Source organism: Mesorhizobium salmacidum (SeqCode) (assembly GCF_037179605.1).
Taxonomy (GTDB): domain Bacteria; phylum Pseudomonadota; class Alphaproteobacteria; order Rhizobiales; family Rhizobiaceae; genus Mesorhizobium; species Mesorhizobium salmacidum.
The window spans coordinates 290,730-304,805 of sequence record NZ_JAPYKS010000005.1 but is presented as its reverse complement, the minus strand read 5'-3'; the positions used below and the strand labels follow the sequence as shown (position 1 = coordinate 304,805).

Genomic DNA, 14,076 nt, shown 5'->3' with positions numbered 1-14,076 from the left:
ACAGATCATTGTCATAAACCAGCGAAAACCGCCAACCCGCGACTACGCGTCCTTCGCCATGTGGTTAAGGACAGCAGTCAGCCGATCGCGATCCGACGTCAGCCCCTTGTAGTCAAGCTGCGTCTGGTCCAGCGCATTGAGCTGGTCGACGAAGGAGACCGCCAGCGTTGCCCGTTCCGGGTGCCGCGCCAGCACGGCGAGCGGGTCGAGATGGATGCGGATGGTAAACAGGACATCGCGCGAAGCCGGCAGTTTGCGCAGCGTCTGACGCTCGACGCGGATGAAGGCGTGCGCCATGACGTCACCGTCGAGGAAACGCGTCGGCCGGCTGGTGGCGCGGTCGATGCGCTCGACATTGGACAGCGGATGGTAGAGCGCGTCGCCTGACTGGATCGACCAATTGTAACGCTCGACGGACTGGCCCTGCAGGCCATCGAACATCCGGTTGATGAGATCGGCCGGCCTTGTGCCCGGGCCGAAGCCCGGCACCGGCTGATGGATCCGCTGCAGCGGCTTGCCGAATTTTTCGGTGAGCACCCAGGACGAAGGAAAGCACAGCGAACCCGCGGCCAGACGCCAGCCGTCATCGCCCCGCCGCATGAGGATCAGGTCTTCCTGGACCAGCAGCGAGGCCGCGACCAAGGGAGCGCCGATGAGGCTGGAAGGGATGGTGGGATGGGTCGTCGTGCCCACGACCGTAACGCCCGCATCGCTGCGCCGGTGGGTGTCGGGAAATCTTTCCGGCAGGTAGGCGCCGAGCAAGTCGAGCACCTCTTGCTGGGCAGCGCGCGTGCCGTCCTCCTCGACGAAGACGCGCGCGGGGATTTCGTCATAGAGCCGGCGCTTTTCGGCGAGATAGGGCAGCAGGTGACCGTCGACCTCGATCCAGTTCGCGGGGTCGAGCGGCTTCAGCCCGATGGTGAAGAGTTTCGACGAGCCATCATAGGGCGTGTGGGTAGGTTGCCGGAAACTCATGCCTCTTTGAACGAGCCCAAACCGGCGGCGGTCATCCGCGCCGTGAATTCGGTGATGTCGTAGTCGGCGGCGCCCCCCTGGGCGAAAGGATCGGCTGCCAACCTGGCATCGAGCACTTCGCGGGAGCAGCGTGCGATGATGACGCCGCCGGTTCTTGGCCGCTTGGGCCGGGACGCAACGAAGATGCCTTCGGCGTAGCAGGCTTCCAGCCACTCGATATGGCCCGGCGCCAAGCGGTCGATCTCGGTGAGCGGCACCTTGTAATTCAGTGACACGACGAACATTGCATTCTCCGGGCTTGGGTCACGCCAGCCTGGCGGGGATCAGCCCGCGCAGCGAATTGCCGACGAACAGCACCTTGGCGGATTTCAGGTCATCCAAGCTGTAGATCGCTTCAGTGGCGCGGCCTTCATCCAGAAGCACCGCGCGCAATACGCCAGGCAGCAGACCGCAATCGAGCCGGGGCGTCGCCAGGATGCCGTCGCCGAAATCGGCGAAGACATTGGTGATCGTGCCTTCGCAGATTTCGCCGCGCTCGTTGGCCAGCAACACCTCATCGGCCTGGGTGATGAGATATTCGGAGCGGGCATGGGTGTAGAGCTGCCGCCGGCTGGTTTTGTGGCGCAGCAGCATGTTGCTCGAAGCGAGCCTCGTCCGTGCCAGCCGCAGCGCCCACACCTTGTCGGCGGCAAGCGGTTCATAGGGCTGCGCCGAGGCGTTGGCCTCGCCATCGCGCGACAGAGCGAGCCGCGTGCGCATGGCGATGGGTGATCGATCGACCGCGCCGCTCAGGGCTTCGCCGACCTTTTGCGGATCATAGCTGAAGCCCAGTTCCGCCGCCGATCCATAAAGACGTGCAAGATGGCGATCGAGGCGCAGGAAACCCGAGGCGGGTTCCCAGCGCATGGTCTCGATCAGCTCGAAATCGGCGACGTCCCCGTCGCGAAGCGGGCTTTGAGCAGACATTCCTGGTACTCCTCTTCCGCGACCGAATCGAAGACGATGCCGCCGCCGACATTGTAGACGGCCTCGCCGCTGGCAAAGAGCGAGATGGTACGGATCGCCACGGAAAAGCGCATCGTGCCGCCGGGTGCGATCCAGCCGATGGCGCCGCAATAGACGTCGCGGGGCGTGCCTTCCAGATCGTGCAGGATCTCCATGGCGCGGATCTTCGGCGCGCCGGTGATCGAGCCGCAGGGAAACAGCGCCGCGAAGATCTGGCGTATCGAGAGGCCGGGCAGCAGCTGGGCCCTGACGTCACTCACCATCTGGTGCACGGTCGGGTAGGTCTCGATGCGGAACAGTTCCGGCACCTCCAGCGTGCCGACCTCGCTGATCAGCGATATGTCGTTGCGCAGGAGATCGACGATCATCCGGTTCTCGGCCTGGTTCTTCTCGTCGTTGCGCAGGAAATTCTTCTGCCGCTCGTCCTCGTCCCTTGTCGCGCCGCGCGGTGCGGTACCCTTCATCGGGTGCGTCTCGATCCTCCCCGCCGCATCGATCTCGAAGAACAGTTCGGGCGAGCGCGACAGAACGATTGGATCGCCGAGCGCGACCAGCGCGCCATATTTCACCGGCTGGCGTTCGGTCAGCGCGTCGAAGGCGGCGAGCGGATCGCCGGACCATTGCGCGTGCACCGGAAAGGTGAGGTTGCCCTGGTAGCAATCGCCTTGCCTGATGTGCCGGTGCAGCCGCGAGAACCGCTTCTCGTAGTCCTCGAACGACCACGTCGCCCTTGCATCGAAGATCGGGCCGTTGGTCGGCGTGCTTGGCGGCGGCACCGCCTCTTCATCGGGAGCATCGAAGACCCCGAGGCAGACCAGCGGGGCCCGGCGCCGGCCCGGGAGCAGGGGAACGAGTTTCGGCTCGAGCAGGTAACCGGCCTCGTAGGAGAAATAGCCGGCGAGCCATTTGCCGGCGTCGTGTGCGGCCTGCGCTGCTTGCAACGCGGCCGGGAAATCCTTGGCCTCATGCGCGACGATAACATCGGCCGGCCGCTCGAAAACGAGCTGGCGCGCGCTTTCGTCGTTGCGGAAAATTGCGGCGGGCAGGGACATGGGAACCGGGATCGATGTAGCCGACGATCGCTCTATATGGGGGGCCGAGCGCACGCAATCGAGGGAACGGCACCCTGTCCCTCAAAGCCGACCTTTGCCGCATCGCACCTTGCCATCAAAAAAGAAGGCGGCGGCGCCTTGGCGCCGCCGCCACATGGTCCCTGTACCCATCGTTCAGGTGTTGCTGGCGGTTCCGGCCGTTGGAAACTGCTTGGCGAATTCGGCCTCGTTGCCGGCGGCGAGCAGCTTGGCCTGCTCGATCCAGCGTTCGCGCGCGATGCGGCCGTCGAAGTTCATGACGTCCTCGATCCGCTTGATGTCGGCTGATGTCCAGGCGGCGATCTGGGCGAAGCTGGTAACGCCTTGCGCCTTGAGCAGCTTTTCGTTGACCGGGCCGATGCCGATCAGCCGGCGCAGATTGTCGGGCTTGCCCGACGCCGGCTTGGCTGCTGTTGTTGCGGCCTTCTTTGCGGCGGGCGCTGCCTTGGGCGCGGCCGAGGTCTTCGCCGGAGTTTTGGTCGCTGGAGCCTTGGTCGGCGAAGCCTTGGGCGCCGCTGCCGAAGCGGTTGCGGATTTGGCCGCCGCGGGCTTCGGCGCCGTCTTTGCCGGGGCGGCCTTCGCGGCGGCTGGCTTGGCTGTCGCCGGAGCGGATTTGCCAACGGCAGGCGTCGACATCAGGGCTGCCGGTGGCTGACTTGACGCCTTTGCTCCGCCGGCGCCCGACGAGGCCTGCGCCTCGCGCAGCTGACGCTCGAGATCGGAGCGGGTCTTGCCGCATGCATTGAGTTCGCCGGTCAGGCGGTCGCTGTCGGCGCGCAGCTTGTCGCGCTCGCTGCGGGTGCGATCGACGTCGCCGCGCAAACTGTCGAGTTCACCGCGTAGACGCCCCCAGATGAACCAGCCGACCAACACGCCTACCAGGAACGCCAGGACCACGTAGAAAAAAGTGCCCATTGTCTCTCTCCAGTCAGATCCGTCTGCCGTGGGTCAAGACCTTCGGCGCAGGACTACTCGATGATGGTTCCGCGGTTCGCGGAACAGCCGGCTTCGGTTCGAGCTGTCGGCGATCGGCTTTGCCTGCCCATGGCCAACGGCCGTCGTCGCGTTCGCCTGAGCGCACGGCCGGCCGGGACTTTCCCTCGCCGATCCGCATGCGCTCCGGCTGAGCTTAAAGGGAAAGCTACCATAGAGCTTGCGGAAAGCTATGGGAAAACGTTCGCGGAGAGTTCTTCAAGAACAAATATTAGGGCAAGAATAGCGCGGCCCAAACATGCATTCCGGCTAAACTGTTCTTGCCGGGCGAGAGGCGACTCAATCGTCCAGCGTTTCCAGTTCGTCGATCAGGCCGCCGATCACGGCGAGCCCGATCTGCCAGAAGGCGGGGTCGGTGGCGTCGAGACCGAAAGGCGCCAGAAGCTCCGAATGGTGCTTGGTGCCGCCGGCACGCAGCATCTCGAAATATTTGTCCTGAAAGCCGCGCTCGGCATTCTGGTAGACCGCATAGAGCGAATTCACCAGACAGTCGCCGAATGCATAGGCATAGACGTAGAAGGGCGAGTGGATGAAATGAGGGATGTAGGTCCAGAACACCTCGTAACCCTCGCGCAACTTGATCGCCGGTCCCAGGCTCTCGGCTTGCACCTCCAGCCAGAACTGGCCGAGCCTGTCGGATGTCAATTCACCGTTGCGACGCTCGGCATGCACCTTGCGCTCGAATTCATAGAAGGCGATCTGGCGTACCACCGTGTTGATCATGTCCTCGACCTTCTGGGCGAGCATGGCTTTGCGCTCGCGCCGGTCGGTGGTCCGCTCGAGCAGCGAGCGGAAGGTCAGCATCTCACCGAAGACGGACGCCGTCTCCGCCAGAGTCAGCGGCGTCGAGGCCATCAGCGCGCCCTGGCCGGCGGCCAGCACCTGATGCACGCCGTGCCCGAGTTCATGCGCCAGCGTCATCACATCGCGCGGCTTGCCCATGTAGTTGAGCAGCACATAGGGGTGAGCCGATGGCACGGTCGGGTGGGCAAAGGCGCCGGGAGACTTGCCCGGACGCACCGGCGCGTCGATCCAGTTGCGGTCGAAGAAGGTGCGCGCGATCTCGGCCATCTCGGGCGAGAAGCGGTGATAGGCCGACAGCACGGTGTTCCTGGCCTCGTCCCAGCCGATCACCGCCTGCGGCGTCTCCGGCAAGGGCGCGTTGCGGTCCCAGTGGTTCATCACCTCCATGCCGAGCCAGCGCGCCTTCATGGCGTAGTAGCGGTGCGACAGGCGCGGATAGGCCTCACGCACCGCGGTGGCGAGCGCATCGACCACGCCGCGCTCGACGCGGTTGGCGAGGTGGCGTGAATCGGCGATGTCCTCGAAACCGCGCCAGCGGTCCGAAATTTCCTTGTCCTTGGCCAGCGTGTTGGTGATCAGCGTGAAGGTGCGCAAATTCTTGCGGAAGGTCGTGGCCAATGCCTCCGAGGCGCGCCGGCGAACCTCGCCATCGGCATCCTGCAGCCGGTTGAGGGCCGGCTCCAGCGTCAATTCCTCGCCGTCGACATCGAAGCGAAGATCGGTCATCGTCTCGTCGAACAGGCGGTTCCAGGCGCCGCGCCCAGTGATCGATTTTTCGTGGAAAAGCTGCTCGACGCGGTCCTCGAGCTGATAAGGCTTGTCCATGCGCAGATCGAGCACCCACGGGCGGTAATGCCCGAAGGCGGGGTCGCTGGCCAGCGCGCCTTCGATCGCCGCATCGTCGATCAGGTTCAGCTCGAGCGCGAAGAACAGAAGATGCGCGCTGGCGTCGGTCATCTTCTCCTGGATGTCGCCATAGAGCTTGGCGCGCTGCGGATCGGCGGTGTTGCCGGCATAGACGAGGCCGGCATAGGAGACGATGCGGCCGATCAGTTCCTCGAGTGCCTCGTAGGCGGCAAGCGCCTCGCCCAGCCTGCCGGCGCTGCCGCGCCCGGCCTCGGCGGCTAGCGTGCCTTTCCAGCGGGCCTCGAATGCGGTGGCGTCGGCGGCCCCTTTGGCAATGTCGCGCTTCAGTTCCGGCGCCTCCATGCCGGCATAAAGATCGCCGAGGTTCCATTCCGGCAGATCGCCAAGCCCGGCCACCGCACCCTGACCGGACGCTGGCGCCGCAATCCGCCGATCAAACATCATGCGCATCGACATACCTTCTTTGAATCAAGTGACCGGAATTACCGAGCCGGACTCAACGGGAATGGAGAAGCCGGTCAAATCCTAAGGAATTCGTTCACCGGGTTTTTTGAAACCTTATTTAGAACCCTGTGCCAAGATGATCCATGGGGAATTCGGGCTCGGGCAAACCAAGACAGTCATGACAGGTTCCATACTCATAGTCGATGACGATCCCGTGCAGCGCCGGCTGCTCGAGGCGGCGGTGACGCGGTTCGGCCATACCGCAATCATCGCCGATGGCGGTGCTGCCGGCCTCGAAGTCCTCGACGGGCCTAGCGCCCGCGATGTCTCGGTCGTGATCCTCGACCTTGTCATGCCCGGTCTCGACGGCATCGGCGTGCTGAAGGCGATGCGCGAGCGCGACATCAGCGTGCCCGTCATCGTGCAGACCGCACAGGGCGGCATCGAAACCGTGGTTTCGGCGATGCGCCACGGCGCTTTCGATTTCGTCGTCAAGCCGGCTTCGCCCGACAGGCTGCAGGCCTCGATTTCCAATGCGCTCAAGGTCGAGGCGGTCGAGGGCGAGGTCAAGCGCACATCGCGCAAACGCGGCGGGCTGCTGACCTTCAGGGACATGATCACCCACAGTCCGGCCATGGACAGGGTGATACGCCTCGGCCAGAAAGCGGCGGCCTCCAACATCCCGATCCTGATCGAGGGCGAATCCGGGGTCGGCAAGGAGCTGGTGGCGCGTGCCATCCAGGGCAGCGGCGACCGCCGCTCGAAACCGTTCGTCACCGTCAATTGCGGCGCCATCCCCGACAATCTGGTGGAATCCATCCTGTTCGGCCACGAGAAAGGCTCGTTCACCGGCGCCACCGACAAGCACACCGGCAAATTCGTCGAGGCGCATTCCGGCACGCTGTTCCTCGACGAGATCGGCGACCTGCCGCTCGACGTCCAGGTCAAGCTGCTGCGCGCCGTCCAGGAGGGCGAGGTCGATCCGGTCGGCGGCCGCTCGACCGTCAAGGTCGACATCCGGCTGATTTCGGCGACGCACCGCAACCTCCTGCAGCAGGTCAAGGACGGCAAGTTCCGCGAGGATCTGTTCTACCGGCTCAACGTCTACCCGATCTTCGTGCCGCCGCTGCGCGACCGCCGCGACGACATTCCCCATCTGGTCACGCATTTTATGGAAAAGGTGGCGCCCGCGGACCCGCACCATCGGCTGAAAGGCATTTCGGCGGCGGCACTCGCGGTGCTGCAGGCCTATGATTGGCCTGGCAACATCCGGCAGCTCGAAAACGCCGTCTTCCGCGCATCGGTGCTGTGCGAAGGCGATGTGCTGACCGCCGATGATTTCCCGCAGATCCGCGCGCAGGTGGAAGGCACTGTCAATCTTGAGGTGGACGACACGTTCGAAGCAAGCGGCGCTGCGCCGCCGCTGGCGCCGCGCGACGAGGACGTCGTGCCCGACGAGACCGCTCCGGCAACTGTGCAGCCGGCCGGGGCGCAGCCCCGCTTCGGCACGCTGCGGGCGCTCGACGAGCGCGGCAATGTGCGTGCGCTGGCCGATGTCGAACTCGAAATGATCAAGCTCGCCATCGATCACTACAACGGCCAGATGAGTGAGGTCGCCCGCCGGCTCGGCATCGGCCGCTCGACGCTTTACCGCAAGCTCAAGGAATACGGCATCGACCCGGAAACCGGCCGCGTCGACAGGCTTGCATCCTGAACCGCAAGGTCGGGACCAGCTTCCCTCGTCATTATGTGGGCTGACAGAGTGCCTTCCCGGACTATCGCGGGTCGGAGGCGGCACTCGATGTGGGTATTGTTCACGCATTGAGGCCAGTGGTAACAGATCGTGTTCGGCCAAAGCCGGAATCCTGATCTAAACCAGCGGTTTACCAAGAAACCGCGCGGACAATTTTTGACGGGATATCGCCACGGTGTTACCGCATTTCGGCTTCAATAAGCGATGATTAACCATTAGGATCGATATTCGGATGTGAAAACGACACGTCCGTTTGGGCAAATCCGGGGACAAACGGCAGCCTGCAAGGCCTTTTGATTTGAACAGAATCGAACGACTCACAAACGGGCGGCACTATCATTTGAGCGTCTGGCCGAGATGGTTGGCGGCGGTGATTGTCGCATTTGGTTTTGTTGCCGCGGCCGCCACGGGCGCCCAAGCCGAAGTTCGTTCGCTAAAGCTCTACCACCTCCACACGCACGAGAAGGCGGAGATCGTCTACAAGCGCAATGGCCGCTACGTTCCCGAGGGCCTGAGAAAGATCAACATCATCCTGCGCGACTGGCGCCGCAACGAGCCGACCAAGATGGACCCGCGTCTGCTGGATCTGGTCTGGGAGGCTTATCGCGAAAGCGGCGCCACCGACTATATCCAGGTCGTCTGCGGCTACCGCTCGCCCTCGACCAATTCAATGCTGCGCAGCCGCAGCCGCGGTGTCGCCGAGAAGAGCCAGCATATGCTTGGCAAGGCGATGGATTTCTATATTCCCGGCGTGCCGCTGAAGAAGCTGCGCAACATCGGCCTCAAGATGCAGGGCGGTGGCGTCGGCTATTACCCGACCTCCGGTTCGCCGTTCGTCCACATGGATGTCGGCAATGTGCGCCACTGGCCCGGCATCAGCCGCCAGGAACTGGTCAGCCTGTTCCCCAATGGCAAGACGCTGCACGTGCCGAGCGACGGCCGGCCGCTGCCCGGCTATGAACAGGCGCTGGCCTCCTACCAATCGCGCAAGGGTTCCGGCACACCGAATATCGAGATGGCCAGCGCCGGCGGCAGCGGCAAGAAATCCGGCGGGTTCCTCTCTGCCTTGTTCGGCGGCGGTGGCGACGACGAGGCCGACGACAGCGCCGACGTGGAGACCGCTTCGGCCGCACCTGCGCCCAAGGCCAGAAATCTGAAGCCGGCCGCCGCCGCCAAGAGCAGCAACGTGCCTGGCATCGCCATCGTGGCCCCCGAGAATGCCCAACGCGCCGACATTCCGCAGGTTGCCGACGAGCAGGCTCCGGAACCGGAGAAGGACACGCCGGAGACGATTATCGCGGCGCTGCCGGCCAAGGAAATCCCGCTGCCCGATTTCGCGCCGCGGCCGAAGGCCGATGTCGGCGCGCAGCCGCCTGAGAATGTTCCCTTCGCCACGGCGGATGCGACGGCCACCACCGAACAGGCAGTGGCGACGGCTCAGGCACCGGCGAACATGCCTTTCGGCAAGTCCGATCCGGCAGCCATCGCGGAAGCCGCGGCCGCCGATCCGGCGCAGGTCGCCCTCAACAACATCCCACTGCCGACATGGCGCCCCGAGCGCTCGCTGCCGGCGGACCTCGCACCGCCGCCCAGCAAGGATGTGCTGATGGCGCTGGCCGAAACGGCTGACCAGGGCAAGACCGCGACGGATGCGTTCTCCGTGCTGCCGACAGCGCGTCCCGAGCCGACCAAGCCGGACGCCGTCAAGGCCGTGCTCGACGAGGCCAATGCCCAGGTCGGCACCGCCGACGAATATCAGGTGGCCTCGTTGGCCGAAGAACCGCGTTCGGCCTTCAACGATCCGTCTGGTGTCGATGCGGCCTCGCCGCGCCAGGCTGTTGCCGCCCGTCCTGCCGGTTCCGATCCGGTCGCCGCGATCGGCGCTGGTGTGAAGACGACCCGCAAGGAAGCCAGGGCCACCGTCCGCGACCAGAAACCCGGCCCCAGGGCCGTGGTGGTTGCCGCTGCTCCGCAGGCCGCCCGCTGGGCGCTGACCAGCGGCGAAAACGTTGCCGCCGTTTCGAGCGCGACGACCGCGCCGGGTTACGCCTACAACATCGTGCATACGCCGCCGAGCGAGGTTTATACGACTGGCTTCCAGGCGGGCAACCAGATGGCCGACGCCAACCGTTTCACCGGCAATGCCGTCAAGTTCCTGTCGGTCGCCCGTTTCCAGACGAAGTAGCGAACAGCCCGGAATATTGCTGAAGCCGCGCTGGGCGACCCGCGCGGCTTTTTGCTGTCCAGAGGTGCGATGCAGGTGGCGCCTGATGCCGCAGGATCACATGATGAAGAAGCACTGCCGCACCAGGGTGGTGACGTGCTGGCGGCAACATTCCAAGCAGACGGTCAACGGTCTGCAACGGATCGCACCCCAGTCAGTCAAAAAGACCCGGTCGACGCCAGTCGGCCGGTTTTTTCGGGCCGTCCGGAAAGGTTATTTCGCGAGTTTGCTGGCGGCGCGTGCGAGCGCTTCGATCTCGTCCCACTTGCCGGCCTTGACCAAGTCGTCGGGCGCCACCCACGAGCCGCCGACGCAGATGACATTGGGCAAAGCGAGATAGTCGGCGGCGTTCTTGCCGGTGATGCCGCCGGTCGGGCAGAATTTGACGTCGGCCAGCGGCGAGGCGAAGGCCTTGAGCGAAGCGATGCCGCCGGACTGCTCGGCGGGGAAGAATTTCAGGAAGCGCAGGCCGGCTTCGCGCGCGGCCATGATCTCGCCGGGCGTGATGGCGCCCGGCAGCAGCGGAACCACGCTGCCGGCGGCGGCGGCCAGAAGCTCGCGGGTGATGCCGGGGCTGACGATAAATCGCGAACCGGCACCGGCTGCCTCGTCGAACTGCTTGCTGTCCAGAATGGTGCCGGCGCCGACGATGGCCCCCTCGACCTCGCCGGCCACGCGACGGATCGCTTCGAGTGCATCCGCGGTCCTGAGCGTGATCTCGATCGCGGGCAAACCGCCGCGCGCCAGAGCACGGGCCAGCGGCACCGCATCGGCTACGTCGGCGATCTTCAACACCGGAATGACAGGCTGGCCATTCAGGAGCAACAGGAGTTTCTCGGTCTTGCTGGGCATCTGTCTCTCCTTGTCGAGGGCCGCATCGAGGGGCATTTCAACCGATTAGCAGACGGGTATTGCCCTGTCCACGAAACCGGTCGCGGCGCGATGTCATGTATTGCCGCCGAGCTTAAAGGTTCTTTCCCGACAAGGCCATGACGAGCAGCCCGACCCGTTTCGCCTTGAATCGGCGTCTACGAGCGTCTAGTTGCTCTGGCGATGACAACTCTGCCCGCGCCATCCCAGCCAGTCCGCGTCGCCGCGCTCTACCTCTTTGCCCGGCTTGACGCTTTCGAGGCATTGCGCGCGCCGCTTGCGGCCTTCTGCTGCGGGCGCGGGATCAAGGGCACACTGCTCCTGGCGCATGAGGGCATCAACGGCACCGTCGCGGGCAGCGAGGAAGCGATCGCCGCGCTGATCGAATACATCGAAGCGATCCACGGCCTGTCGGGCCTCGAGGTCAAATACAGCAGTGCCGCGGCCATGCCGTTCCATCGCATGAAGGTGCGGCTGAAACGCGAGATCGTCACCATGGGTGTCGAGACCATCGACCCGGCGAAAAGCGCGGGGACCTATGTGGAGCCGGGCGACTGGAATGCGCTGATCTCGCAGCCCGACACGATCGTCATCGATACGCGCAATGCCTATGAGGTCTCGATCGGCACCTTCAAGGGCGCCGTCGATCCGGCGACGGCGAGCTTTCGCGAATTCCCGGCCTGGGTGGAAGCGCACCGGGCGGCTCTCGAAGGGCGCAAGGTGGCGATGTTCTGCACAGGCGGCATACGCTGCGAAAAGGCGACCGCTTATGTGAAGTCGCTCGGCTTCGACGATGTGTTCCACCTCAGGGGCGGTATTCTCAAATACCTCGAGGAGATTCCAGCGGAGCAGAGCCTGTGGGAGGGCGAGTGCTTCGTCTTCGACGAGCGGGTTTCGGTGTCGCACGGCCTCGTGGAGGGCGACGCGGAACTCTGCCGCGCGTGCCGCCATCCGCTGACGGAGAGCGAGCTGGTGTCGCCGAAATATGACGCCGGGGTTTCGTGCCCGCACTGCTTCGATGCCCGCTCGGATGAAGACCGCGAGCGCTACGCAGAGCGCCAGCGGCAGGTCGAGCTCGCGCAAGCCCGGGGCAGGGGACCGCATATCGGATCCTGATGGAGGCGCGGGCCGGGCAAACCGGGGCCGTCTGTCATTGCAATGTCAAGCTTTGGGACCTACGTCTTCGGCGTCGAAACCTGCCCGTTCGGCCGGGCAAATCCTGGAGGTATTGATGTTCGATCCCAAGAAGCTTCTCGACGATCTGCTCGGCTCGCAAGTTCCCGGCACCAGCGGCACGGTCCGCGACAAGGCCGGGCAAGCGGTACAGATGGCCAAGGACAATCCGCTGGCCGCCGGTGCGCTGGCTGCCGTGCTGCTTGGGACCGGCGCCGGCCGGCAGGTGACGGGTGCCGCGGTGAAGCTCGGCGGCTTGGCCGCCATCGGTGGTCTCGCCTACAAGGCCTATCAGAACTACAAGGCCGGCAACGCACCGGAACAGGCGCCCGCCGCCGGCGAGCCGGAATTGCTGCCGCCACCCAAGGACACCGCCTTCCACCCGTCGCAGGCGCCGCAAGGCGAGGATGAGTTCACGCTGACCCTCGTGCGGGCGATGATCTCGGCGGCTAAGGCCGACGGCCATGTCGACGACGAGGAACGCCAGAAGATCGCCGGCAAGCTCAACCTCGCCGGGATCGGCACCGATGCGGAAAAATTCCTGATGGCGGAGCTGGAGAGCCCGCTCGACCTCGACACGCTGGTGGCCGGCGCCAGGACCGACGCGCAGAAGCTCGAGCTCTATACGGCGTCGCGCCTCACCATCGACCCCGACACCCGCGCCGAGCGCGGTTATCTCGACCTGCTTGCCGGGCGGCTTGGCCTGCCGGATGCGCTGATCGACCATGTCGAGGCGACGGTTTCGGCGGCAAAAGTGCCCGCCGCCAAGGGTACGTCACCCAATCCGCAGAGGTAGCCCGGATTGGCACAGAGGGCCTGGAGGCGTTTACCTTTCGTTAACTCAGGAAGCGCATCATTCTACACAGTCGGATCGGCTTTTCCTCCTCCCAAGCCCGGTTCAGATCAGGGCGGTCGCCAATGACCGCCCTTTTTGTCGGCGCTCGCCGGCTTCCCTCCAAAGAAACGGGTTTCACTTTTCGAGGGCATGTCCCGGTGGCCGCGCTTGCCATCGCCGCCATCATTTGCGATGCCTTGTCCACCCGAACCAAACTTGTAGATCAGGCGAGCACGCACAGCGCTGCCGGAGGACAACTGCCATGACCGAGCAAAAAACCGCCATCGTCACCGGCGCCGGCACCGGGATCGGCAAGAGCGTCGCCACGGCATTGCTCAAGGCAGGCTGGAACACGGTGTTCTGCGGGCGTCGCAAGCCGGTGCTGGATGCCGCGATCGCCGAGATCGGCCCGACCGACGCCAGGGCTTTGGCGGTTTCCTGCGACATCAGCAAGGCCGGCGAGGTCGACGATCTGTTCGAGACGGTGGCGGAGGCTTTCGGCCGCGTCGACCTGCTCTTCAACAATGCCGGCATGGGCTACAAGTCGACGCCCATCGACGAGATTCCGGTCGAGGTGTGGAACGATGTCGTCGGCGTCAATCTCACGGGATCTTTCCTGTGCGCGCGCGCCGCGTTCGGCGCCATGCGCAAGCAGAAGCCGATGGGCGGCCGCATCATCAACAATGGCTCGGTATCGGCTTATGCGCCCCGTCCGGGCTCCGTGCCTTATACGGCGACCAAGCACGCCATTACGGGGTTGACCAAGACGCTGGCGCTGGATGGCCGCCCCTTTGATATCGCCTGCGGCCAGATCGACATCGGCAATGCGCTGACCGACATGGCGCAGCCGATGACCGTGGGCGTGCCGCAGGCCAATGGCTCGATCGCCGCCGAAGCGGTGATGGATGTCCAGCGCGTCGCCGATGCGATCGTGCACATGGCCAGCCTGCCGCTCGACGCCAACGTGCTGTTCATGACGGTGATGGCGACCAAGATGCCATTCGTCGGGCGTGGGTGAGCAGCCTGCGCCGGCAGGGCTTTC

12 protein-coding genes are annotated in these 14,076 nt (G+C 64.8%); 5 read left to right on the top strand and 7 right to left on the bottom strand.

Annotated features, from left to right (window positions below):
* Positions 1-42: 42 nt before the first annotated feature.
* The 6 genes from O7A60_RS09690 to O7A60_RS09665 all read right to left on the bottom strand — a co-directional run bounded on the left by O7A60_RS09690 (position 43) and on the right by O7A60_RS09665 (position 6,185).
* On the bottom strand, positions 43-975 hold the full coding sequence (locus O7A60_RS09690) for a heme-dependent oxidative N-demethylase family protein (RefSeq protein ID WP_337106039.1): 933 nt from the start codon (positions 973-975) through the stop codon (positions 43-45).
* Positions 972-1,259, bottom strand: a complete 288-nt coding sequence (locus O7A60_RS09685) for a YciI family protein (protein ID WP_337106038.1) — start codon at positions 1,257-1,259, stop codon at positions 972-974. The genes O7A60_RS09690 and O7A60_RS09685 overlap by 4 nt, the downstream gene beginning before the upstream one ends.
* Positions 1,260-1,278: 19 nt before the next feature.
* Positions 1,279-1,941, bottom strand: a complete 663-nt coding sequence (locus tag O7A60_RS09680) for an aminotransferase class IV family protein (protein WP_337106037.1) — start codon at positions 1,939-1,941, stop codon at positions 1,279-1,281.
* Complete coding sequence (locus tag O7A60_RS09675; protein WP_415926812.1) at positions 1,890-3,044, bottom strand: aminodeoxychorismate synthase component I; 1,155 nt, start codon at positions 3,042-3,044, stop codon at positions 1,890-1,892. Before O7A60_RS09675 ends, O7A60_RS09680 begins: the two co-directional genes overlap by 52 nt.
* A 162-nt stretch (positions 3,045-3,206) precedes the next feature.
* A complete protein-coding gene (locus tag O7A60_RS09670) occupies positions 3,207-3,986 on the bottom strand; it encodes a proton-conducting membrane transporter (RefSeq protein ID WP_337106035.1) in 780 nt (259 codons plus the stop codon).
* A 357-nt stretch (positions 3,987-4,343) separates the two neighbouring features.
* Positions 4,344-6,185: a M3 family oligoendopeptidase gene (locus O7A60_RS09665; RefSeq protein ID WP_337106034.1), complete on the bottom strand. Its 1,842-nt coding sequence runs from the start codon at positions 6,183-6,185 to the stop codon at positions 4,344-4,346.
* Between the two features lie 172 nt (positions 6,186-6,357).
* Between O7A60_RS09665 and O7A60_RS09660 the strand changes: the two genes are divergently transcribed.
* The gene (locus O7A60_RS09660; RefSeq protein WP_337106033.1) at positions 6,358-7,893 is read left to right on the top strand and encodes a sigma-54-dependent transcriptional regulator; all 1,536 of its coding nucleotides are present in this window, start codon (positions 6,358-6,360) and stop codon (positions 7,891-7,893) included.
* A gap of 379 nt (positions 7,894-8,272) precedes the next feature.
* Positions 8,273-10,117 (top strand): peptidoglycan L,D-endopeptidase MepK, encoded by a 1,845-nt coding sequence (locus O7A60_RS09655; protein WP_415926809.1) that lies wholly within the window; start codon positions 8,273-8,275, stop codon positions 10,115-10,117.
* Between the two features lie 252 nt (positions 10,118-10,369).
* Here O7A60_RS09655 and O7A60_RS09650 read toward each other — a convergent pair whose 3' ends face one another.
* A complete protein-coding gene (locus tag O7A60_RS09650; protein WP_337106031.1) occupies positions 10,370-11,008 on the bottom strand; it encodes a 2-dehydro-3-deoxy-phosphogluconate aldolase in 639 nt (212 codons plus the stop codon).
* 201 nt (positions 11,009-11,209) lie between these two features.
* On the opposite strand from O7A60_RS09650, the gene trhO reads away from it, so the two are divergent.
* From trhO to O7A60_RS09635, 3 genes are all read left to right on the top strand, one after another.
* A complete protein-coding gene (gene trhO / locus O7A60_RS09645) occupies positions 11,210-12,142 on the top strand; it encodes an oxygen-dependent tRNA uridine(34) hydroxylase TrhO (protein WP_337106030.1) in 933 nt (310 codons plus the stop codon).
* Positions 12,143-12,257: 115 nt separating this feature from the next.
* The gene (locus O7A60_RS09640; RefSeq protein ID WP_337106029.1) at positions 12,258-12,995 is read left to right on the top strand and encodes a tellurite resistance TerB family protein; all 738 of its coding nucleotides are present in this window, start codon (positions 12,258-12,260) and stop codon (positions 12,993-12,995) included.
* Between the two features lie 301 nt (positions 12,996-13,296).
* Positions 13,297-14,052, top strand: coding sequence for an SDR family oxidoreductase (locus tag O7A60_RS09635; protein ID WP_337106028.1), 756 nt, complete (start codon positions 13,297-13,299; stop codon positions 14,050-14,052).
* The last annotated feature ends 24 nt before the right edge of the window (positions 14,053-14,076 follow it).